The organism is Acidobacteriota bacterium, assembly GCA_039030395.1.
GTDB lineage: Bacteria > Acidobacteriota > Thermoanaerobaculia > Multivoradales > JBCCEF01 > JBCCEF01.
Genome location: JBCCEF010000019.1, coordinates 45317 through 70277, shown reverse-complemented (window position 1 = coordinate 70277; position 24961 = coordinate 45317). Strand labels below are relative to the sequence as shown.

Sequence of the window (24961 nt, the reverse complement as noted above, 5' to 3'; positions counted from 1 at the left end):
CAGAGAGAAGTTCATCGGAAGGGTCAGCGGCCGGAGCCGGCCGCCGGCGCTCGCCGGGAGCCTTCACAGATCGCCCGCAGCTCCGCCGCCAACCCATCGGATCGGAGCATGGAGTAGTGGTCGCCAGGGACCCGATGCAGGCGCAGATCCGGCGCCCAGCGCCGCCACCGCTGCGGCGATCGCCCGCCCTCGTTGCTCGTCTCCGTCGGCAGGATCAGGTCCACCGGTCCGTCGTAGCTCCCCGGCCGGTACCCGTAGAGGGCCTCGGCATGGGCCTGGAAGACCCGCCACAGAGGTTCCAGTTCGGCAGCGCTCGGACCGCCGAGCTCCGCCAGGGCCACCAAGTCCCCGACTTTCTCCGCCATGGCTCGGACGTCGCCTTTGGAGAACCTGAGATCGACCAGAAAGGTGTGCCACAGCCGGCCGCGGCGTACCGCCCGCCGGCGCGCCGGGAGCTGCGCATCGATCAACACCAAGCGCTCCGGCGACCGGCCGGTGGCCGCCATCCGGCGCGCCATCTCGAAGGCCACCACCCCGCCGAAGGACCAACCGCCGAGGACGAGCGGAGCGGACGCCGCGGGCATGGCCGCCAGGTGGTGCTCGGCGAGGGAGGGAATTTCCGAGAGCGGAGCTTCCCCGCCGTCCACTCCGGGGGCCTGAAAGGCCGCGGAGGGTCCCGGCAATCGGTTGGCGAGGGGGCCGTAGCAGGCTACCGTGCCACCCACCGGGTGTACCCAGAAGGACGGCAGCCCCCGGCCGGTGCCGCGCAGCGTGACCAGGCCGTGCGCAGCGGCATCCTTCCGTCGATCCTCACCTTCGTCCGCGGCGGCTTCAAAGATCTTCGCCAAGCGCTCGATGGTGGGGTTCTGGAAGAGTGTTGCCAGGGGGATCCGCTGTCCCATCTCCTCTTCGAGTCGGCGGGCCAGGCGGACGGCCAACAGGGAGTGGCCGCCGAGGGCGAAGAAGCTGTCCCGCACGCCGACCTCCTCGACCGCCAGCAGGTCACCCCACAACGCCGCCAGACGCTCCTCCAGGTCAGTGCGTGGCGTCTCCTCCGTTTCGACCTTCGCGGTCGGCGCACCCTGAGCCGCCAAGGCCTGACGATCGATCTTGCCGGTGGGGCTCAGAGGCAACGCCGGCAGGCGCACGAAGGCGGCGGGGATCATGTGCCCCGGCAGGGTGCGGCGCAGTCCGTCGGCGAGGGCATCCCCGCCGGCCTCGCCGTCGCCTCTGTCATCGGGCGTGCCGTCGGCCACCCAGTAGGCCACCAGCTTTCGCGACGGCCCGTCGGGCAGGTCCACCACCGCCGCCTCTCGCACCCGCGGATCCCGCCGCAAGGCCGATTCGATCTCCCCCGGCTCCACCCGGAAGCCGCGCACCTTGACCTGGCGATCGACCCGCCCGGCGAATTCCACGGCACCGTCCGGCCGATAGCGGGCGAGATCGCCGGTGCGGTAGAAGCGGCTGCCCGCCGGACCCCACGGATCCGGCAGGAAGGCGGCAGCGGTGGCGGCCGGCCGGTGGAGGTAGCCGCGAGCCACGACTTCGCCGGCCAGGAAGATCTCGCCGGCGATGCCGATGGGCACCGGCTCCAGGGAGCGATCCAGCAGGTGGATCCGCGCATCCGCCACCGGCCGGCCGATGGGCAGGGGCCGCGACGAAGCCGCACCGGAGCACTGCCAGGAGGTGACCGAGACGGTGGTCTCCGTCGGTCCGTAGCGGTTCAGCACTCGCGCCGCGGGCAGCCTCGTCCGCACCCGGCCGGGCAGATCCGGCGCCACCGTCTCGCCGCCGGTCACCACCGTATGCAGAGCCGGCAAATCTCCGAAACGGGGGTCTTCGCACAGCACCTCCAGTAGGGTCGGCGGGAAGGAAGCCTGGGTGATGCCCTCCTCGGCCATGCGCCGCACCAGTTCTTCCGGATCCTGCTCACTGCCGGGCCGAGCCAGGAACACCCGACCCCCGGCCACCAGCGGACCGAAAATCTCGAGCACCGAAACATCGAAGCTGATCGAGGTCTTCTGCAGGAACACGTCACCGGAAGCGAAATCCGCCTGGCGGGCATAGGCCAGCCGGTGGGCGAGGGAGCGATGGCTCACCATCACCCCCTTCGGCCGGCCGGTGGAGCCGGAGGTGTAGATGACATAGGCCGCCGCTTCGGACAGAGGCTGCGGCAACGACGCCGCATCCGACCGCGACGAGGTCCGGCGGGGATTGAACCAGCGGGCCGCCGGCAGCAGCGGGCGCCGCCGGCCGATGGCCCATCGCGCTCCAGCATCGGTCGCCATCGCCCGCAGGCGTTCCGGCGGGTAGGACGGGTCCATCGGCACCCAGGCGCCCCCTACGGCGGTCACCGCCAGCAGCGAAACTACCGTCTCCAGGGAACGCTCGAGGCACACCGCCACCCGGCCCTCGGGACCGACGCCGGAACGGTGCAGCCGGGTGGCGAGGGTCGTCGCCCGCTCCACCAGCGCTCGATAACTGAGGTGACCGCCCGCCGCATCGCTCACCGCCACCGCATCCGGCGACGCCTTCGCCGCTTGCCGCACCATCGCCCAGGCGCTCGCCGCCGGCGGGCAGCAGATCGGCGGGTCGTTCCATTCCAGCCGCACCTGCTGGATCTCCGACCGCCGCAGCAGGGTCCAGCGGCTGAAGGGACGCTCCGGCTCCGCCAGGGCCGACGCCAGGAGGGTTAGGTACTGCTCGGCGAACCGCCGGATGGTGGTCTCGTCAAAGAGATCCGTACGGTAGGCCCAGTGCCCGGCCAGGGAATCGTCCGGATCGCGCAGGGCGAGGGTGAGATCGAATTTCGAAGTGGTCAGATCGAGGGGCACCAGGGTGACCTGGGCAGGACCCAACCGGGTGCGCCCGATGGGTAGGTTCTGCAGAATGAACATCACCTGGAAGAGCGGCGTGTAGGCGAGATCGCGATCCGGCGCCAGCTCCTCGACCAGCCGCTCGAAGGGCACATCCTGGTGCGAGAACGCCCTCAGAGAGTGGTCCCGCACCCGGGCGATCTGCTCCTCCAGGGAGGGATCGCCGGTGAGGTGGGCGCGCAGCGTCAGAGTGTTGACGAAGAAACCGATCAGCGCCTCGCTCTCAGGCCGGCGGCGACCGGCGACGGGGGTGCCGACGGTGAGGTCCCGGCGGCCGGTCCAGCGCGACAGCAGGCTCTCGAAGGCCGCCAGCAGCACCATGAAGGGGGTGGCCCCAAGGCGGCGGGCGGTGCGGTGCAGGGCGGCGCCGGTGCCGTCGTCCACCCGAAAGCGATAGACCGAGCCGCGGGTGGTGCGCACCGCCGGCCGGGGCCGGTCCGTCGGCAGTTCGAGGCGTTCGACGCCGGCCAGGGTGTGCCGCCAGAAGGCCATCTGCCGCTCGTGGGCGCCGCCTTCCAGCCAGCGCCGCTGCCAGGCGGCGAAGTCCACGAACTGCACCGGAAGGTCCGGTAGCGGCGACCGCCGGTCGGTGATCGCCGCGCCGTAGAGCGCCTGCAGCTCCCGCAGCAGAATCCCCGTCGACCAACCGTCGGAGACGGCGTGATGCTGCACGAGCAGCAGCAGGTTCCGGTCCGGCGCCGAGGTGGCGAGGACAAAGCGGGTCAAGGGACCGCGCTCGAGATCGAAAGGCCACCGAGCGGCACGGCTGGCGAGGCGCCGCACCTCCGGCGCCCGGCGCGCCGTCGGCAGGGCGGAGAGATCCACCTGCGCGGGCCGAACCGGCGCCACCGGCAGGATGCTCTGGACCGGCTCCTCCGCTCCATCGGCCCCTCCGGCGGCGACCTCTGCCCCCTCCGATGGCGCGACCTGGAAGACGGTGCGCAGGGACTCGTGCCGCCGGTTCAGCTCATCGAGGGTGCCGAGCAGGGCGGGAATCTCGAGGGGACCTTCCAGGTCCAGTGCCAGGGGCATGTTGTAGGCCGCCGAGGCCGGTTCCAGACGATCGATGAACCACATCCGAAGCTGGGAATAGGAAAGCCGCAGCGGGCGCGAACGATCCACCGGACGGATCGGCGGCGGGGTTTCGCCGACCAGCTCGGCCACCTCCAGCCGCCGGGCGATCGCCGCCACCGTCGGCGCTTCGAAGAAGCGAGCCAGCGACAGGCTATGTCCGAAGGCCGCCTCGATGCGCGCCGTCAATCGGGTGGCGAGGAGGGAGTGCCCCCCCAGGGCAAAGAAGTCGTCCTCGACGGAAAGGTCCTCGCGCCCCAGCAGCTCGCGCCAAAAGCCGAGGACGATCTCCTCATGGGGAGAAACGGGCGCGTGGCGTCCGGCCTCGGCGAGAGCCACCGGGCGCCGTTCCAGGTCGCGGCGGTCGACCTTGCCGTTGGCGGTCAGCGGCAGCTTCGGAAGGGCGACGATCTGTGCCGGTAGCGCAGCCGCCGGCAGCCGCTCGCCCAACCAGGGGATCAGGTCCGGAACCTCTGCTGGGGTCACGAAGGCCACCAGCCGGGCGGGCTGGTCCCGCACCACCAACACCACCTCGTCGACCACCGGGTGCTCGGCGAGCAGCGATTCGACCTCCCCCAACTCCAGGCGGACGCCGCGCACTTGGACCTGCCGGTCGAGGCGACCCAGAAAGCGCACCCGGCCGTCGGAATCCCAGCGGGCGCGGTCGCCGGAGCGGTAGAGGCGAGAGCCGGGCCGATCGCCGTGGGGATCCGGCCGGAAGGCGTCCGCCGTCCGGCCGGGCCGGCCGAGGTAGCCCCAGGCGAGGGCTCCGCCGAGGGCCAATTCCCCGGCGCTGCCTAGCGGTACCGGATCGAGGTGGCGGTCCACCACCCGGGTCGAAAGGTTGGCGATCGGCCGGCCGATGGAGGGCACCCCCTGCTCGCTCGGATGGACCCGGCTGGCGGTGGCGATCACCGTGCATTCGGTGGGGCCGTAGAAATTGACCAGCTCGAAAGGCGCGCCCTCCGGCGGCGCCTGGTGCAGCAGATCGCCGCCGGTGAAGAGAATCCGCAGGGCCATGTCCTCCGGCCATCCGCCTTCGGCCATGAAGGCCTCGGCGAGGGGGGTGGTGAGGAGAGCGTGGTCCAGCCGCCGCTCGTAGATCCAGGCACAGAGGGCCGGCAACTCCGCCGCAGAGGGAAGGCAAACGGTCGAGCCGTTCGCCAAGCCGGACCACAGCTCCCAGGCCGCCGCATCGAATCCGAGACCGGCGGTCCAGGACACCCGCCGGGCGGACCCGGCGGCAAGGGGCTCCGGACAGAAGGTGGAGGCATGCCAGTCGGTCAACCGGCGTAGGCCCCGATGCGGCACCAGAACGCCCTTCGGCCGGCCGGTGGAGCCGGAGGTGTAGACCAGGTAGGCCAAATCGTCGCCGGTTGGCAGGGCGTCGGCGCGGCCCGAGGGGGGTTGGCCTGCGGCGACGGCGACGGTCTTCCCGCCCCAGCCTGCCGGCGCCGCCTCCGGATTCCGGACGCACACCACCTCGGCGCCGGAGTCTTCCAACAGGAAGGCGGTGCGGCGGGGTGGTAGAGCCGGATCGATCGGCAGGTAGGCAGCGCCGATGCGCCAGGCCGCCAGCCACGAGATGATCAGCGCCGGCGAGCGGTCCAGCAGCGTGGCCACCACCTGGCCTCGGCGCACCCCGGCGGACCTCAAGCAGGCACCCAGGACCGCCGAACGAGCGTCCAGCTCGCCGAAGGACACCGCCCGGTCGTCGAATTCCAGGGCGATGCGGTCCGGCGCCTCGGCCGCCACCCGCAGCACGTCGTCCACCACCGTCGACGAGCCCTTCCGGCGCGCCGCCGGTGGACCGCCGTGCGCCCATTCGAACAGCACCTGGTGCCGCTCCGGCGCACTCAGCCAGGGCATCGCCGCAAGCCGCCGGCCGGGTTCGTCGGCCACCGCCGCGAGCAACCGGCGCCAGGCGGCGGCCAGGCGCTCGATGGTGGTGCGCTCAAACAGCGCCGCGGCGTACTCCAGGATCGCCCGCGCCCCGCCATCGGACGGCCCGACCTCCAAGGAGCCGGTGAGATCGAACTTGGCCCGCCGCGCCTCCAGCCGCACTGGAGTCCCGGCCTGCTGGCCGAGGGTCACCGGCGAAAGCGCCGTCGAGAGGGTGAAGCCCGCCTCCACCAATGGGGTACGGGAGGCATCGCGCTCGGGTACCCGCTCCTCGACCAAACGATCGAAGGGCAGCTCGCGGGCGTCGTGCGCCGCCAGAAAGTGGTCCCGGGTGCGATCCAGCAGCTCTTCATAGGTGCCGTCCAGGGCTCCCTCGATGCGCAGCGCCAGGGTGTTGACGAAGAATCCGATCAGCCCTTCGAGGTCCGGATGATCGCGGCCTACCTCCGGAGTGCCGACGAGCAAGTCCGGCTGCCCCGCCCAGCGCGCCAGCAGCGCTCCAAAGCTGGCGAGGAGGGCGACGAACAGAGTGGCGCCGCGCTGCCGGGCGACCTGCCGCAGGGCGGCCAACGGCTCGCCCTCGATTTCGAAGGAGAGCCAGGCCGCCCGGTCGTCGCGCACCGCCGGCCGGGGCCGGTCCAAGGGCAGATCCAGCAGCGGCACCCCGGCGACGTGGGGGCCGTAGTCGGCCGCCAGCCGATCGAGGGCCGGGCCGTCGAGCCGGCGGTTCTGCCAGCGCGAGTAGTCGGCGTAGCGCAGCGGCAGGGCCGGCAAAGCGTCGCCCCGGTAGAGGGCCATCAGCTCCCGGAAGAAGAGACCGACGGACCAGCCATCGGATACCGCGTGGTGGAACACCGCCAACAGCCGGCCGCCGCCCCTCGGCAGGCGGAGCCAGCGGAATCGCGCCACCCGGCCGGCGGCCAGATCGAAGGGGCGGAAGGCCTCGTCGGCGCTGAGTCGCGCGGTTTCCGCCGGCCGCCGAGGCGCCGGCAGGGCGGCGAGGTCGACGATAGCTCGATCCGGCGCAAATCCCGCCGCGGCGTGCTCGATCGCCTCGCCCCGCGGGCTGAAGGCAGTGCGCAGGCTGTCGTGGCGACACACGATTTCGCCAAGGGCGGTGAACAGGCGGCCCTCGTCGATGCCGCCATCGAAGTCCATCGCCGCCGGCAGGTTGTAGGCGGTCGAAGCGCGGTCCACGCGATCCAGGAACCACAGGCGACGCTGAGAAAAGGAGAGCGGTGCCGGCCCGCCGTGGTCGTCGCGGCGCGGAGCGTCCGGCGGCGGCGCATCGGCACCGCTCTCCAGCCAGCGCACCACGGCCGCCACCGTTGGCCCGTCGAACAGTCGGGAAAGGGGCAGGTCGACGCCGAGGCGATCGCGCAACCGCGCCACCAGTTGGGTGGCGAGGAGCGAATGGCCGCCAAGTTCGAAGAAGCTCTGGTCGACCCCCACCCGCCCCAGGCCGAGCACTTCCGCCCACAGCTCGGCGACGATCTCTTCCCGCGGGTTGCGCGGCTCCAAGAGCGACCGCGATCGACGGTCCCGCTGGCGGGCGAGGGCTTGGTTCGCCCGATGCCCGAGTTCGATGCGATCGACCTTGCCGTTGGGAGTGATCGGGAAGGCATCGCAGGGCACGAAGGCCGAGGGCACCATGTAGCGCGGCAGACGTTCCGCCAGGAACGTCGCCAAATCGGGATCGCTACCCGCCACCAGCCCGACCTTCTCACCCACCGTGCAGGCGGCCAGACGATGACCGTCCTCGCCATCGATCACCAGAACCTCCGCCTCGCTCACCTGCGGGTGCCGAAGCAGAGCCGCGCGCACCTCACCGGGCTCGATACGGAAGCCGCGGATCTTGACCTGGTGATCGGTGCGGCCGACGAACTGCAGGATGCCGTCGGCCCGGCGGTAGACCAGATCGCCGGTGCGGTACAGCCGTTCGCCGCGACCGCCGAAGGGATGCGGCACCCAGCGCTCGGCGGTTCTGCGCGGCCGGCCAAGATAGCCGCGCGCCAGGCCCGCGCCGCCGATCCACAGCTCGCCGGCCACCCCCGGCGGCGCCAGCCGGCCGAAGCGGTCCACCACCCACAGGTCCGTGTCGGCGATGGGCCGGCCGATGGCGACGGCGGCACCCTCGAACAGCGGTGAGTCGTCCTCGCCGGCGGGCAGCTCCAGGGTGGTGGCAAAAGTAGTGGCTTCGGTCGGGCCGTAGGCGTTGAGCAGGTTCTGCGGGTACGGCGCCGCCTGCCGCGCGGCGTCCGGGTCCAACCCCTCGCCACCGGTGATCATGTATTCGACGTCGGTGAACGCCTGCGGTTCCGCCCGCGCCACTTCGTGGAAAAGGGCGGTGGTCAGAAACATGCCGGTGATCTGCCGGCGGGCGAGTTCCGCCCCCAGCCGAGCCGGCGAGAGGATGACGTCTTTCGGAACGATGACCAGGGTGCCACCGTTGAGCAGCGCCCCCCAGATCTCGAAGGTCGACGCATCGAAGGACGCGTTCGAGGCCTGGGCGATGCGGTGGCCGCTGTGAAGGTCGTAGGCCGGGTTGCGGCGCACCAGCCGATCGACCCCGCGGTGAGTCGCCATCACCCCCTTCGGACGGCCGGTCGAGCCGGAGGTGTACATGACATAGAGCGCCGAGTCCGGCGACAGCGGCGGCGCCAGAAGGGGTGCCATGGAACCGCCGCCGGCCGCCTCACCGGGTCCCCGCGGCGGGATCACCGTCACCGCCGCCGGTACCCACTCCGGCCACCGGTCGCTCACCATCAGCGGCGCCTCCGCGTCGCGCAGGAAGTACTCGAGCATCGCCGGCGGATGGTCGCCGTCGAGCGGCAGAAAGACGCCGCCGGCGCGGGTGACGGCGAGGATCGCGACGATCAGATCGGCCGAGCGATCGAGCAGCAGCGCCACCCTCCCCTCCGGCGACAGGCCGCGGCGGTGAAGCTCCGCGGCGAGGGCCGCGGAGCGCCGGTCGAGGGTGCAATAGGACAGCGCCAGATCGCCATCCTCCAGGGCGATGGCGTCGGGCCGCTCGCCCACCTGGCGCGCGAACAACCGGTCGAGGGTCGAGGCCGCCAACGCCCGGCGGCTGTCGTTCCACTCATAGACGAGCTGCTGCCGCTGGGCGCGGTCCAACATCGACAACTCGCTGAGCGGAGCGTCCGGCCGGACGACGAAGGCCTCGGCGAAGGCACCGAAGGCGCGGGCCCAGCGTCGCACGGTGGTGGCGTCGAAGAGATCTCGCCGATAGGTCCAGCGGCCGGAGAGACCGCCGTTGGCGTCGCCCAGGGCAACGGTGAGGTCGAATTTTTCGCGGCCGTTTTCGAGCGTCGACAGCCGGCCCGCCAGACCGGAACCGAAGTCGGCCGTCGGATCGGCCCCGCGCAGCGCGAACATCACCTGGATGAGCGGAGACCGGGCGAGATCGCGATCCGGCGCCAGCTCTTCCACCAGCCGGTCAAAGGGCACCCGGCGGCGACCGTAGGCCGCCAAGAAGCCTTCGCGCACCCGGCGTAGCCACTCGCTCCGCGGAATGCGGTCGAGACCCACCACCTCGCTCTCCGCCGGGCGCAGCACCAGCGTGTTGACGAAGAAACCGATGAGGGATTCGAGCTCCGGCCGGTCCCGACCCGCCACCGGGGTGCCGAGGAGCGGTCGGGAACGGCCCGTCAAGCGCTGCAGCAGCGCCGAGAACACCGCCAGGGCGACCATGAACAGGGTGGCGCCGCTCCGCCGGGCGAGGCCTTCAAGGCCTTCCACCACCACCGCCGGCAGCGCTTCTTCGACGCAGCCGGCGGCCGGATCGGCAACGCTCGGCCGGGGGCGGTCGAGGGGCAGATCGGCGGGTTGATGTTCCGCTAGGCGGGAGCGCCACCAAGCGAGGTCCTCTTCTCTTTCCGGCCGCGCCTCGCTCCAGGACCAATCCCCGAACTGCAGCGCCGGCTCCGCGAGCGGCGAAGGCTGCTCCTCCACCGCCACCCGGTAGAGGGTCGCCAGTTCGTCCAGAAAGATATGGATCGACACCGCATCGGACACGGCGTGGTGCTGGGTTACCAGCAGCCGGTGGTGATGGGCCGACTCCCGCAGCAGGATCGAGCGCTGGAGCGGACCGCGGGCCAGATCGAAGGGCCGCGCCGCTTCCCGCCGCGCCAGGCGGGCACCCTCCGCCGAGCCGATCGCCCGGGGAAGGGCGGTCAAGGAAACCAGCGGCAAGGGAACGCCAGTAGCCGGCTGCACCCGCTGCACCGGCAAGCCGTCGACCTCCGCCAGCACCGTCCGCAGCACCTCATGGCGGCGGGTGATCTCGTCGAGGGCGGCGGCCAAGGCGACCGGATCGAGCGCCCCATCGAAGATCAGAGACAGCGGAATGTTGTAGGCAGGATCACCCGGCCGCAGGCGTTCCAGGAACCACAGCCGGCGCTGGCCGGCGCTGGCCGGCGGATCGAGTCCTCGGGGACGGCGCGCGAGAGGAATCGCTTCGGTGCCGGAGACGGCATCGACGGCGGCGGCCAGGGCGGCCACCGTCGGTCCGTCGAACAGCCGCGCGACGGGGATCTCGACCCCGAGATCGCGCTCGACCCGGGCGAGGAGGCGGGTGGCGAGGAGCGAGTGGCCTCCGAGTTCGAAGAAGTCGTCCTCGACCCCCAATCCTCGCGCACCCAAGAGATCCTGCCAGAGAGCGATGAGCGTCGCCTCCGTCGCCGACCGGGCGCCGCCGCCGCGGCCGTGATCGCCGGAGCCACGGTCCTCCGGCGCCGGCAGGGCGCGGCGATCCAGCTTGCCGCTAGGGGTGCGCGGCAGGTGATCGGCGAAGGCGAAGGTGGCGGGCACCATCCAGGTGGGCAGCCGCCGGCCCAGGTCCTCCCGCAGCCGGTGGCGGAGCTTCGCCTCATCAAATTCCGGTTCGGCCGGCACCACCCAGGCCCCCAACCGTCGATCTCCAGCCGGTCCTGCGATCATCCCCGCCGCGGCTTCGGTGACTTCCGCATGGGCCGTCAGGGCGGCCTCGATCTCGCCCAGTTCGATGCGGAAGCCGCGCAACTTCACCTGATGATCGATGCGGCCGCGATATTCGAGCTTGCCGTCGCGGCGCCAGCGCACCAGGTCACCGGTACGGTAGAGCCGCTCGCCATGACCGGTGCCATCCGGCACGAAAGCCGCGGCGGTCTTTCCGGCCCTTCTGTGGTAGCCCCGGGCCAGTCCTGGTCCCCCGAGGTATAGCTCGCCGTCCATCCCCAAGCCGACGAGCGAGCCGTGACGATCGAGAACTCGAGCCACCAGGCCAGCGACCGGCTCGCCGATGGGCGGCCGGCCCCCGCCCCTACCCTCCACATACTGAAAGGTGGCGCAAACCGTCGTTTCCGTCGGACCGTAGGCGTTGAAGACACGTCGGCCAGGGGCCGCCCATCGCCGCTTCACTTCCGGCGGAAACTCCTCGCCGCCGGACAATACGGTAGACAGGGCCTCCAGACCGGTGGGCTCCATGGCCAACAACGCCGAGGGCGCGACGAACAGATGGGTCGCCTGGCAGCGCTCGATGAACCCGGCAAGGAGAGGTCCCGGCAAACGTTCATCAGCACTTGGGAAAGCCATCGCTGAGCCCTGCGCCAGTCCCAACAACAGCTCGAGGATGGAACCGTCGAAGCTCGGGCTGTTGAGCTGAACGACCACCGAGCCCGCCGCGAGATCGAACACCCGGCGTTTGGCCGCCGCCAGACTCGCGAAGCCCTGGTGGGTCACCATCACCCCCTTGGGCCGCCCGGTGGAACCCGACGTATAGACCATGTAGGCCACGGCCTCCGGCGGACCGTCGGGAAGGCGAGGAAGCCGCTCTCCACGCTGATCCTCGGCCCGCAGGCGCTCGGCGGAGGCCATCCATTGGTCGAAGGTCATGACCCTTGCCGCCGGGTCGAGAGCCACTTCCGGAGGCTGCGCGTCATCGGTGACGATCCACCGGGCGCCGGAGTCCTCCAACATCCATGACACGCGATCTTGCGGGTACTCCAGATCGACCGGCACAAAGGTCCCACCGGCTCGCATGACCGCAATGGCCGCCATGACCCAACGCGGCGTGCGGGGCAACATCAAAGCCACCACCGATTCTGCTCCCACACCTCGTTCCCGCAGGTCATGGGCGAGGGCCTCCGTCCGCTGGTCCAACTCGCCAAAGCTAAACCACTGTTCGCCTGTCGAGCCGGCCTCGGAAGCGCCGATGAGGGAGATCGAGTCCGGCCTCAACCGTCCCCTGGCAAGAAACACCTCACTCAGGGGGCTGCGATCCCCCGTATCGTCCTGCAGGCCCACCTCGCCGAATTCCCGCAGCAATTGGTGGCGCTCGGCGGCGGAGAGCAGGGGGAGATCCTCAATGGCCCGGTCCGGGGCCGCCAGCGCCGCCTCCAAGAACCGGCCGAGCTGGCCACCGAGGCGCTGAATTGTGGTGCCGTCGAAGCGTTCCGGCCGGTACTCCAGGCGCGCCCGGTAAGAGGCTTCCCCTGGGCCACTGCGCTCCTCCACCTCGAACACCAGGTCCGCCTTGGCCGGCAGCGAGTCCTCCGCCAGATCCCCCAGCGGCGACAGCGGCAGGGCCGGCCGCGGCAGGTTCTGGAGCACGAAGAGCACCGAAACGAGCGGATTGGCGCCCGCCTCCCGACGCGGCGCCAGCTCTTCCACCAGCAGCTCGAAGGGCAATTCCTGGTCGGCCAGGGCCTCCAGGGCTACCCGCTGGCACCGGGCGATGGCGCCGTCGAAGGAGCCACTGAGATCGATTTCGGCCCGCAACACAAGGGTGTTGACGAAGAAGCCCAGGAGATCTTCGCTGCCCTCTCCCCGGCCCGCCGCCGGACTGCCGACGGCGAGATCCTCGGTTCCGGTCCAGCGCGCCAGGCAAGCGAGAAAGCCGGCCAGCAGGACGGCATTGGGTGTCTCGCCCTGGCGCGCCGTCCGCTCGGCGAGGCGCGGTCCGAGGCTGGCCGGTAGGTCGAAGCGCCAGGCGGCGCCGGTCGCCGCGCCCCGCGGCCGCACCGCCGGCGGCCGGTCCGCCGGCAGTTCCAAGGGCTCCAGTCCGGCGAGGCGCTGCCGCCAGCGGCGAAGCAATCGACCGCGCTCGTCACCGGCCAGGCGCCGGCGCTGCCAGCGTGCCCAGTCCCGGTACTGCACCGCCGGCACCGCAGCGGTCGCCCAGCCCTCCAGCTCCGCCGCCAATTCGTCCACCAGCAAAGAGAGGGACCAACCGTCGGTCACCGCGTGGTGCTGCACCAGATTCAGCACCCGACCCTCCGGCCGGGTCAAAAGGAGTGCTCGCGCGAGGGGTCCGGAGGCCAAGTCGAAGGGCCGCCGGACCTCCGCCACCACCCGACGCGCGGCCTCGCGCTCCGCCCGGCCTGGCTCCAAAGCGCGCAGATCGACCTCCGGGACGACGGTGAACGCCGTTTCGATCATCGCCCATTCGGGCCGGCCTTCCGCGTTGCGGAGGACGCTGCGCAGGACCTCGTGGCGCCGGCCGATCCGCTGCAAGGCTGCAGCCAACGCCGGCGGTTCGACCGCCAGCGGCAGTTGTACCGCCAGCGGTACGTTGTAGGAGATGTCACCGCCGGCCAGCCGATCGATGAACCACAAACGGGCCTGGGCGAAGGAGATGTCGTCCTCGCCGGCGGCGACGCCCGGCGCCAGCGGCAGCGATCTGTCTGCCAGGGCACAGCCATCGCGCTCGATCGCTTCCGCCAGAGCCTTGACGGTGCGCCGTTCGAACACTTGCGCGAGGGGGACTTCGACACCCAGCGCGGCGCACAACCGCACCGTCACCCGGGAACCGAGCAGCGAATGACCGCCGCGCTCGAAAAAATCGTCGTCCCGCCCCATCGGCCCGCCGCCGAGCACCTCGCGCCAGACCCGGGCCACCGCCCGCTCGGTGTTCGTTCGGGGTTCTACATAGGGCCGACCGACCGGTGCCGGCAGGGCCGCGCGGTCCACCTTGCCGCTGGCGGTCAGCGGCAGAACATCGAGAAAGACAATCGCCGAGGGCACCATGTAGTCCGGCAGATCGGCGGCCAGCGCCGTCAGCAGAGCTTCGGCCTCCGGCGCCGAACCGGCGGCCGGCACGGCGTAGGCCACCAGCGAACCGCTGCGTTCTTCGACCGCCCCTTGACGGATCTCCGGCAAGGATTCCAGGCGTGTTTCGATCTCTCCCGGCTCGATGCGGAAACCACGGACTTTGAGCTGCCGGTCCAGCCTTCCGAGAAATTCCAGAGAGCCATCGCTGGAGCGCCGAGCGCGGTCCCCGGTGCGATAGAGGCGACCACCGGGGTCGTCGCCGAAGGGATTCGGAACGAACCGTTCGGCGGTCCAGGCGGGCCGGCCCAGGTAACCCCGGGCAGGCGCCAGACCGCCGATCAGCAGTTCGCCCTCATCGGCCTTCCGGAAGTCGCCGTCGGCGAGGTGGATCTTCACCCCGGTGACGGCCTTGCCGATCGACGGCAGATCCGGCCAGGTCGCAGGATCCGCCGGCAGACGATGGGCGGTCACCACATGAGCTTCCGTCGGACCGTATTGGTTTTCCAGGCTCGCTGCGAACAGTTTCCCGAAGAATCGCCGCACCGCCGTTGTCGCCCGCAGGGACTCGCCGGCGGTGACCACCTCGCGGAGCGCCGGCGGCGGTGATCCCTCATCGGCTAACCACTGGAGGGCCACGAAGGGCACGAACAGCCGTTCGATGGCTCGTTCGTTGATAAAGGTCAGCAAGGCCGACGGATCGCGCCGGGTCCCTTCGTCGACCAGCACCAGCGTCCCGCCGGCGAACCAAGTGCCGAAGATCTCCTGGAAGGAGACATCGAAGGACAGCGGCGCGAACTGCAGGGTACGACCGCCGACGCTCCTCTCGACTTGCCAAGACAACAGGTTGACCAACGGCTGGTGGGCCATGGCGACGCCCTTCGGCCGGCCGGTCGATCCCGAAGTGTAGAGCACATAGGCCAGTTGATCCGGATGGATCGACGGTGCCTTCGACGGGGGAATCGCCATGTTGTTCGAGTCGACCCGCGCCGCAGCCAGCTCGTCAAACGACAGCCAGCGCGCCGAACCGACATCGAAGCGACCGGCGAGGGCAGCACTCCCCAGCACCAGAAGGGCACCAGAGTCGCGCAACATGAAAGTCAAGCGCTCCGCGGGATAAGAGGGGTCGAGGGGCAGGCAGGCCCCTCCGGACCAAAGGGCCGCCAGCACCGCCACCGGCAGGTCGAGGGTTCGCTCCAAACAAAGCCCCAAGGGCTGATCCGGCCGGGCCCCAGCGGCGATCAGACGCGCCGCCAAATGGCGGGCTCGTATGGCGAGAGCCCGGTAGGTCAGCGCACCGTCGGGAGCCTCGACAGCCAGCGCCTCCGGTGAGGCCTCTGCCGCCCGCCGGAATCCGGCAACGAGGTCTGCAAAAGGCATCTCGACGTCGGCTGAATGCTGCGACCCTCGACCTCCGACCTGCGAGAGAACCGACTCAGATTTGGGCTGCATTGATATTCCGTTGCTCATATTATTATATGATATATATGAATTGCAATATGCGCACAGAAAGATTAACATAGGCGAATCGGTGCATGACAACTCGCCTGCTCACCGGTGCCACAACGACCGATCGGGCGCCGCTGGATCGCGAGGGAATGCCTGACGACGCTGCCAACACCCGTCGCCCCCAACGACCCGAAGGGCAGCGTCATCGATCCACAGTGTTTGACCCAGCACCGAATTCACGCGGCTCGATCCGGTGATTCGAAGCTTGCTTTTGAAGGACCCTTACAAGGAGGACCGATGATCAGAAAAACCGCATGGCTATTCGCCACCGCCCTCTGTGGCGTACCGCTCGCCGCCCTCGCCGACGGCGGCGTGACGTTCCAGGACATTGCCGCTGACGATGGTGCCGGCATCACCTACCGACGGGCTCCCTCGGCGCGCATCACCCAGCGCGATGCAGCGGTGGCCCTGTCGCCGATTCCGCTGGCGGACTTCCGCGACATCCGCACCAACCTGACGCCGCAGAAGGGCCGCGGCAATCCCGGCGTGGTGCTCTTCGACTTCGACCGCGACGGCGACGAGGACATCTATGTCACCAACGGTCCCGGCGTCGACAACTCCCTATATGTCAACCAACTCGAGGAGACCGGCGCGGTGACCTTCGTGGATGTCGGCGGGGCCGCCGGCGTCGGAGCCTTCGGCCAGGATTCCGCCGGCGCCTGCGCCGGGGACATCGACAACGACGGCGATCAGGATCTGCTGGTGCTCGGCAGCGGCGAGGGTAGCCGCCTGTTCGAGAACCAGAGCGACGGCACCTTCCTGGACATCACCGACCTCTCCGGCGTCGGCAATGTCGCCCGCTGGTCCACCGGCTGCTCCTTCGGCGACATCGATAACGACGGCCTGCTCGACGTGGTGGTCGCCAACACCTATGACAACTGGAATCACCGCATCCCGGTGTTCACCATCGGACCGACCTACGACGGTATGGAACACAACGAGCTCTACCTCAACCTGGGCGGCAATACCTTCGAGGACGTCAGTGCCTCATCCGGCATCCAGAACGTCTCGAACATGCCCGACGCAGCCTTTAGCTGGGCCATCGCGATGGTCGACATCGATCTCGACGGCGACCAGGACATCGTCTCCGCCGACAATCAGGGCGGCGCGCCGCAGGACGCCTCCGAGGAGCGCGGCTACAACCGCATCTTCCAGAACGACGGCACCGGCCGCTTCACGGACATCACCCTGCAGGTGGGCCTCGACATTTTCGGCGGCTGGATGGGTCTCGACTTCGGCGACCTGAACTGCGACGGCAACCTCGACTTCTTCTCCACCAACCTCGGTTACCTGGGACCCGGCGGCCAGCCCTCGCGCTGGTTCTTCGGCAACGACGACGGCACCTTTTCGGATCCGGGCGTCGGAGACCTGGCGATGACCCCCTTCGGCTGGGGAACTTCGATCTTCGACTATGACAACGACGGCGACAGCGACATCGTCTACCACGGCGGCGTCGACCTGTTCTCCCTGATCGTCGAGGACAACCCCGGCGTCCTGCTGAAGAACGACGGCAACTGCTCCGGAACATTCTCCTGGGACTCCGGCGCCTTCGCCACCGAGCACTACAAGCGCACGGTGCAGGGGGTGGCCGTAGGCGACCTCAACGGGGACGGCTTCGAGGACATCGTCTCGGTGTCGAATTTCGACGTCGTCGAGCAGATCTTCCTCCTCTTCTCGGCGGTCATCGGGCCTTTCGGATCACCCTTCGACGACGTCGCAGGGATCGAGTTGGCCTTCTCCGGCAGCTCCAATCCGGGGTTCCAGACCTACACCGACCCGACCCTGGTGGACGGCACCCTGGCGGTGGAGATCTCGAGCGGCGACAACGGCAACGGTTGGGCGGACATCACCACCCTCGGCACGATCGACCTGACCCGCAAAGGCAGCGTCAACCGCGACGGCATCGGCGCGGTGGTGTCCTTCACACCGCACGGCGGCGCGACCGCCTTACGCCCCATCGTCGGCGGTTCGAGCTACTCGTCGCAGGACTCGCTCAGCGCCCATTTCGGCATGGGCGACGCCCGGTGGGGCACCGTTGACGTGCTGTGGCCGGGCGGCGTAGTCAATCGTCTCCACTACGTGCGACCGGGCGAGCGGATCATCTTCCCGGAGATTCCCTGCCGCTTCGACGAGCCGCGCTTCGGACGCTATGTGAGCTGCGTGGTCCGGTCCCTCGTCGATCTAAGGCGGGCCGGCGTTCTCGATCGCCACGAGAAGCGGCGGTTCTTCAAGAGCGCCTTGTGGGCCTACATCGAAGAACGCCGCAACCACTGACCGGTGCTCGACGAATCCGCCGGCGGCCGGCCTCTGGCCGCCGGCCTTTCGTCGAATCCCTCAGCCATTCGGAGGTGGTGCAGGCCGCCTCCGGTATTCCAGAGCAGGAGGTCTCTCGCCGTGACCTTTTCCGCCGTCCGCCCCCACTCCAAAGTCGTTCGCCGCCTCGATCCGGCATCCTTCGTCCACGCCTACAACGTCGACCTGCAAATGATCTACCCCTGGCAGGGGGTGGTGGACGAGCCACCCTTTGGCGCTGCCTGGGCGGTGCTCGCACCGGGCGAATCCACCCAGGCCAATGCCCACCAGGAACTCGAATCCTTCTTCATCTTCCGCGGTGCCGGCAGGATGCAGGTGGGCGACGATCGCTTCGAAGTCTCCCCCGGAGACGTCACCTTTCACCGCCCCTTCGACAACCATCGGCTGACCAACCCCTCCGACAGCGAGGAGCTGGTGTTTCTCACCGTGTGGTGGGAAGACCGTGCCACCTGGACCGGCAAGGGTGCGGCCGGCTTAGGCGCGGCCGGCTTAGGCGCGGCCGGTCTGGGTGCAAACGAGGAGACCCCAGCGGCGATCGACCGAGCCCTGGTCACCGCCGCCCCGCCGACCCCCAACGGCGATCTCCATCTGGGGCACCTTTCGGGTCCGTATCTGGCCGGCGACGTCCACGCTCGGTTTCTCCGCCTGCGCGGCATCGACGCCACCTTCGTCACCGGCAGCGACGACTATTCGATCTTCGTCGAAGCCGAAGGGCGGCGCATCGACCGCGATCCGGCGGCAACGGCGGACCTCTACGCCACGGCGATCGAAGAGACCCTGCAGGCGGCGGGAATCGACCTGGCCGCCTTCCCTTCGCCCCAGCGGTCAGACCACCACATCACGACGGTACAGAGCTTCGTCCGGGACCTCTGGAAGGCGGGCCACCTGGAGGAGCGGCTGACGGAGTGTCCCTGGTGTCCGCACTGTGACCGATACCTGTGGGAGGCATTCCTCAAGGGGAGCTGTCCGCACTGCAAGAGCGCCATGGTGGGCCACACCTGTGAGGACTGTGGCCGGGTCCACGACGGCCCGGATCTGCTGGACCCCGCCTGCAACCTTTGCGGTGCGACACCCATTCGCGTGCCGATCAGCCGCCTGGTCTTTCCCCTGTCCCGCCACTCGGAAACCCTGCGCACCCACCTGCGCACCGTCTCCATGGGCGGCCGCCTGGCGAGCTTCTGCGCGGCGATCCTGGCGGACGGCCTGCCGGATCTGGCCGTCACCCATCCGACGGACTGGGGCATCGAAGTGCCCATCGACGGCTGGGAAGACCACCGCATCTACGTCTGGCTCGAAATGGCGCCGCGCTATATCGCCTACAGTAAAGAGGTGCTGACCGCCCGGGGAGAACCGGCCGATGCCTGGACAACGCACTGGAAGAGCGACTCCGGCCGGGTGGTGCAGTGCTTCGGCTTCGACAACAGCTTCTACTACGCGCTCTTCATCCCGGCGCTCCTCAAAGCCTGGGATCCGGAACTCCAGCTTCCGGCGGCCTATCTGAACAACGAGTTTTATCGCCTGGCGAACCTCAAGTTCTCCACCAGTCGCGGCCACCGCATTCTCGCCCGCGATCTGCTCGCCGAAGCGCCACGCGACGCGGTGCGCTATTACCTGGCCCGTACCGCGCCGGAGCGGGAAGAGACCGACTTCACCCTCGAGGAGTTCCGCCAAGCCCTCGACGACGAACTTGCCGGACACTGGCAGTCGTGGCTCGACGGTGTGGCCGAACGCGCCACCCGCCTCGGGTCGAAGGTCCCCGGCGCCGGCGAGTGGACGCTGGAGCAGCGGCGCTTCTACCGCCGCCTTGAAGCCCTGGTCGAAGACGCCGCCGGCGCCTGGGGAGACGAAACCTTTTCACCCCAGCGGGCAGTGGTGGTGATGAGTGAGATCGTGCGCGAGGGACGCCGCTTCGGCCAGGGCCAAACGGAGTGGGCTGAAGTACCGAGCCGCAGCGAGGAGTGGCGTACCGCCGTAGCCCTGGAACTTCTAGCCGTCAAGGTCCTGGGTTTGGTCGCCGCGCCTCTCATGCCGGAGACGGCGGAGCGCCTGTGGCGGACTCTCGGCTATGGTGCAGGCCCGGCCGAAGGAAGCTGGCAGGCAGCCCTCGATTGGGTGCCCACCGGGCAGCAGCTGGGTGACTTCCACCAAGAGGTCATCGCGTCGCTGACGGACTACCTCCAGTCGGACACTCCACCCTCTGCGCCGCTGCCGGACCAAGGTACTGATCCCGAGGGCATCGCGCCTCACTCGGAAAGAGGTCTTCTTCGGCCAGCGCGGCCGCCGCCGGATTCCGATGCGCCTCAAAAAGGGTTTCAGGGGGACGGCTCGATGCCCGTCCAGCAGTTGCGCCCTCCCCCTCTATGGGGATAGGACGTCGTCCGTCCGGCGGTCAGGGGGGCACGAGAGAGCGGTTCTCCTGCCGCTCCATGGGCTGGAGACGTACCGGAATGACGCTCTCCGTCTCGATACCGTCGCGGGTTTTCTTGATCACCCGTAGGTCCTGGAAGAACTCCCCCACCGGCGCCACCATCTTGCCGCCCACCCGTAGCTGGTCGACGAGGGACTGAGGCAACTCCGGTGGCGCCGCCGTCAGGATGATGGCGTCGAAAGGCGCCGCCTCGGGCCAGCCCTGGTAGCCGTCGCCGGCCCGCACTTCGACATTGTTGTAGCCGAGGCGGTCGAGGCGCCGGCGGGCGTCGCGGGCGAACTGCTCGATGATCTCCATCGAGTACACCCGGCCGGCAACGCGCGACAGCACCGCCGTGTGGTAACCGGAGCCGGTGCCGATTTCCAGCACCTTGTCGCTCGGGCCGAGATCCAGCAGTTCCGTCATCAGCGCCACGATGTAGGGCTGGTACACGGTCTGGCCGTGGCCGAGGGACAGGGTGCTGTCCTCGTAGGCCTTCGGGCGCTGGGATGCCGGCACGAAATCGTGGCGCGGCACCGCGACCATCGCATCGAGCACTCGGGAATCGGCGACCCCGCGTGTCCGAATTTCGTCCACCATCGAGCGCCGGAGATCCGGGAGAGACTCGTCCTGCGCCAGCGACTTCGCCGCCGGCAAGGTGATCGCCATCACCGCCAGCAGAGCGGCGAGGGAGGCGCTACGGAGGATCTTCGGGCGCAAGGACTTTGGATTCACGGAATGGACTCCTCCCGTCGATAGACCACTTCGCCGTCGACCACCGCCAGGTCCACGGCGAGGGTCGGAATCGCGGTCGGCGAAAGACGGCCGGGATCGCCTTCGAACACCACCAGGTCGGCCCGCTTGCCAATCTCCAGAGAACCGATCTCGTCTTCCAAGAAGAGGGAATACGCGGCGTCGAGGGTGAAGGCTTGGAGAGTTTCCGGCCAGGTCAGCCGCTCCCCCGGCAGCCAGCCGCCGGCGGGCTGGCCGTCGAGGTCCTGTCGGGTGAGGGCCGAGTACAGGCCGAGGCGCGGATCCGGACGCTCCACCGGAAAGTCGCTACCGAAGGCGAGTCGGCCGCCGGCGTCGAGCACCTTGCGCCAGGCATAGGCGCCGGCCAGGCGCCGCGGCCCCACGCGATCGCCGGCCCAGGGCATGTCGCTGGTGGCGTGGGTCGGCTGCATGGAAGCGATCACGCCGAGGCGCGCCATGCGCTCGATGTCCGCCAGGCGCATCACCTGCGCGTGCTCGATGCGGAAGCGCGCCTCCGGCCGCGGCTCACCGAAGGCCGCTTCGAGGGCATCCAAAGTGACCAGGTTGCCGCGATCGCCGATGGCGTGGATGCCCACCTGGAAGCCCGTTTCGAGCGCCCGCTTCGCCACCTCCAGCAGATGATCGCCGGTGGCGGTGAGCAGGCCCAGGTTGCCCTCGTCGTCGCTGTAGGGCTCGATCAGGGCGGCGCCTCGGCTGCCCAGGGCACCGTCGGCGTAGAGCTTGATGCCGCGCACCGTCACCCGGCCCTGCGGGTCGATCCACGGCCCACGTTCAAACCAGGCGTCGAGGAGCTCATCGAAGTCACCTAGGAAGAGCGCCGCCCGCAGCGGTAGCTCGCCGGCTTCGGCCAACGCCCGATAGGCCTCGATGGTCGGATCTCCCACCCCCATGTCGGTGACGGTGGTCAAGCCGAGGGCGACGCAGGTGTCGGCGGCGCGGCGAATGCGGCGGCGCAGTTCTTCGTCCGAAGGCGCCGGCAAATTGCCGCGCGGAAGATCCATGGCGTTGTCGATCAATACCCCGGTCAGGGCGCCCGCGTCGTCGCGCAGGAACCGACCGCCGGAGGGATCCACGACGTCCGCTGGAATCTCCAGCTCACTCATCGCCCGGGCGTTCAGCAAGGCGGCGTGTCCGTCCACCCGGTTGACCCACACGGGGTGATCCGGCACCGCGGCGCTCAAAGCCCGATGGTGCGGGAAGGCCTTGCCGGGCCACAGGTTCTGGTCCCATCCGCGGCCGAATACCCACTCGCCGGGGGCGAGACCCTCGGCCGCCCGCACGATGCGGGTCACCACCTCTTCAAAGGTCGGCGCGCCCATCAGGTCGACCTGCACCAGAGCCGCCCCGAGGGCGGCCAGGTGCGAATGGGCATCGATCAGACCCGGGATCACCACCCTCCCGGCGAGATCGACCACCTCGGTGTCGTCCCCGCGCAGAGCGCCGGCTCCCGCGGCGGGACCGAGATAGACGATGCGCCCGTCGCGCACCGCTAGGCTGCCTGCCACCGGTTCCCGCGGCACCACCGGATAGAACACCCCGCGATCCAAAATGAGGTCGGCGGTGTCCTCTGCTCGGGCCGTCGGCGTACCGGTAACCCGCCCGATCATCAGCAGGGCGAAGAGCGAGAGGCTAAGCGGGGCAAGGACTTGTCGTTTCATGGTCTTCATCACGGACCGCATTCTGACCCCTACCTGTGCAAAGGACAAGCCATCGACGATCGGTTCTGCACTCTTGACATGCAATCAAATGGTTACCTATCATTTCGCCATGTCCGACGTCTTCCGCGCCCTGGCCGACGTGAGCCGCCGCCGCCTGCTCGACCGCCTGTATGCGCGCAACGGGCAAACCCTGAGGGAGTTGAGCGACGGGCTGCCGATGTCCCGGCAGGCGGTCGCCAAGCACCTGGGCATCCTCGAAGGGGCCCATCTGGTCACTTCCGTGCGCCGCGGCCGCGAGAAGCTGCACTACCTCAATCCGGTGCCGATCGCCGAGATCGTCCGGCGCTGGGTCGGGAAATTCGAAGATGTACGGCTGGACGCCATCGTCGATTTCAAGGAACAGCTGGAGTCCGCAGCCCGAAGCTCGGCTTCCCCCCGTCCCTCCACTCACAAAACGTCATCAGGAGAAGACCGTGCCGGCAACCGAAACCAGTGAGAAAGCCCCTGACTTCGTCTACGTCGCCTACATTGCCGCCGACGCCCAGCGCGTCTGGAGCGGGCTGATGGACCACGACCTCACCCAACAGTACTGGGGCCGCCACAACGTATCCGACTGGACCGTCGGCGCGAGCTGGAAGCACCAGCGGCCGGATGGTTCCGGCATCGTCGACATCGTCGGCGAAGTGATCGAAATCGAGCCGCCGCGCAAGCTGGTCGTCACCTGGGCGGCCCCGAAGGACGCCGAGGACGCAAACAAGGTCTCGCGGGTCACCTATCTGATCGAGGCCCTCGGACCGGACACCCGGCTGACCATCACCCACAGCGACCTGGAGGCCGGATCGGACATGCACCTGGACGTGACCACAGGCTGGCCGGCGGTCGCTTGCAACCTCAAGACGCTGCTCGAAACCGGCAAGACTCTGTCCGAAGACGCGTGGCCCAAGGAAGAAGGCGCCAGGACCTAGCCAAGGCGGCAGCCGCCCACCGGAACCGGCCCGCCGAGGCGCCTCGGCCGGTCGCCGGTGGCCCGAGAGACACTGCTAAGCTCGCCTTCGTGCAGTCCGACGAGCTCCTCGCCCTGGCCGAGATTCAGCAGCGCATTGATCGCACCCTCGAAGCCTCGCCGGCCGACGAGACGGAGATCGCCTGGCTGGAAGCCCGTCACCGCACGACGGTCTCGAACGCTGACGGTTCGGCGGACACCTCCCCCGGGGCGCGGCACTCCCGCACGGTGATCGTGCGCATCAACGAGCGCGGGCGCCACGGCTCCTACCGCACCGCCTTCGCCACCCCCGGGGAGCTGGCCAGCGCCGTGCGTGAGGCCCTGGGCCTCGCCCGCCTGCAGCCGGACGGCCGCGACGTGAGGCCGATCTCCAAGCGCGGCAGGGACGCCAAAGCCCACCAAGAAAGCTGGGACCCGGCCATCGCCGCGCCGGACCGCCCGGATCTCGATGCGGTTCTCGGCCAGCGGCTGGAGAGCGACGAACAGGCCGACCTCGAAACCGTCGAAGTGCGCTCGGTGGTCGCCAACAGCCGCGGCCTGCGGCGCCGGGCGGAGGTCACCGGCGCCACCCTGCGAGTCACCAGCGGCCAACAGGCCACCGCCGGCCGCGCCGCATCATCCGCCCGACGCCTGGCAAAGCTCGACGGCGGCGACACCCTGGAGCGCGCCCGCGGCCGTCGGGGAAGCTCCCGGGCAACGTCCTCTTCTCTGCCGGAGGCACCCTACGGCCTGGTGCTCTCGCCAGAGGCAATGTCCTGCCTGCTCGATCTATTCAACCGTCACGCCCTGTCGTCGCGCTCCTTCCGGGAAGGCACCTCGTGGGTGGCCGGCTCCCTCGGCCACCAAGTATTCGACGCCGCCTTCACCCTGCGCGACCGCGGCGAAGACCCGGGCGGCCTGCCCTTCCCCTTCGACCTGTTCGGCGCCCGCAAGCGCAATCTCGATCTGGTGGTGGATGGGGTGGTGCGCAATCCGGCGGTGGACCACGCCCTGGCGCCAGTGCTCGGGCGGCCGGTGACTCCCTTGGCCGTGTCGTCGGACGACGCCTTCGGCACCCACCTGTTCCTCGAAGCCGGCGCGCTGGAGGACGCGCAGCTCGCCGAGAGCGTCGGCGAGGGCCTGTGGGTCGGCTGGCTGGACGGCGTGGAGTGCTGGGACCCGGCGACCCTCGCCTTCCGGGCGCGGGCGCGTGGCGTGCGCCGCATCCGCGACGGCGTGCGCGGCGAAGCGGTTGGAGAGCTGCTGTGGGAAGACCGCCTGTCGCGGCTCTTCTCGCGCATCGCCGGTATCGGGCGACGCACCGTCTGCCTGGCAATGGGCGACGACGCCCTGGGCGCCATCGTCACTCCGGCGGTGTCCTTCCCGGAGGCGATGGGGGTCGTCGGGAACGGTTAGCCCGAAC

At 69.5% G+C, this 24961-nt stretch carries 8 protein-coding genes; 5 read left to right on the top strand and 3 right to left on the bottom strand.

The genetic code is table 11. The features are described from left to right. Nucleotides 1–23 precede the first annotated feature (23 nt). The gene (locus AAF481_15810; GenBank protein MEM7482643.1) at nt 24–15275 is read right to left on the bottom strand and encodes an amino acid adenylation domain-containing protein; all 15252 of its coding nucleotides are present in this window, start codon (nt 15273–15275) and stop codon (nt 24–26) included. A gap of 366 nt (nt 15276–15641) precedes the next feature. Between AAF481_15810 and AAF481_15805 the strand changes: the two genes are divergently transcribed. Further along, on the top strand, nt 15642–17678 hold the full coding sequence (locus AAF481_15805) for a VCBS repeat-containing protein (GenBank protein ID MEM7482642.1): 2037 nt from the start codon (nt 15642–15644) through the stop codon (nt 17676–17678). Nucleotides 17679–17798: 120 nt separating this feature from the next. Further along, a complete protein-coding gene (locus AAF481_15800; GenBank protein MEM7482641.1) occupies nt 17799–20087 on the top strand; it encodes a class I tRNA ligase family protein in 2289 nt (762 codons plus the stop codon). A gap of 19 nt (nt 20088–20106) precedes the next feature. On the opposite strand, the gene AAF481_15795 is transcribed toward AAF481_15800, so the two are convergent. Beyond that, the gene (locus AAF481_15795; GenBank protein ID MEM7482640.1) at nt 20107–20859 is read right to left on the bottom strand and encodes a protein-L-isoaspartate(D-aspartate) O-methyltransferase; all 753 of its coding nucleotides are present in this window, start codon (nt 20857–20859) and stop codon (nt 20107–20109) included. Next, the gene (locus tag AAF481_15790; protein MEM7482639.1) at nt 20856–22556 is read right to left on the bottom strand and encodes an amidohydrolase; all 1701 of its coding nucleotides are present in this window, start codon (nt 22554–22556) and stop codon (nt 20856–20858) included. The genes AAF481_15795 and AAF481_15790 overlap by 4 nt, the downstream gene beginning before the upstream one ends. Nucleotides 22557–22665: 109 nt before the next feature. Between AAF481_15790 and AAF481_15785 the strand changes: the two genes are divergently transcribed. The 3 genes from AAF481_15785 (at nt 22666) to AAF481_15775 (ending at nt 24954) form a co-directional block, all read left to right on the top strand. Beyond that, nucleotides 22666–23052: a metalloregulator ArsR/SmtB family transcription factor gene (locus AAF481_15785; protein MEM7482638.1), complete on the top strand. Its 387-nt coding sequence runs from the start codon at nt 22666–22668 to the stop codon at nt 23050–23052. Continuing rightward, the gene (locus tag AAF481_15780) at nt 23030–23521 is read left to right on the top strand and encodes an SRPBCC family protein (GenBank protein ID MEM7482637.1); all 492 of its coding nucleotides are present in this window, start codon (nt 23030–23032) and stop codon (nt 23519–23521) included. The genes AAF481_15785 and AAF481_15780 overlap by 23 nt, the downstream gene beginning before the upstream one ends. Before the next feature lie 89 nt (nt 23522–23610). Further along, nucleotides 23611–24954, top strand: coding sequence for a metallopeptidase TldD-related protein (locus AAF481_15775; protein ID MEM7482636.1), 1344 nt, complete (start codon nt 23611–23613; stop codon nt 24952–24954). Nucleotides 24955–24961: the final 7 nt, after the last annotated feature.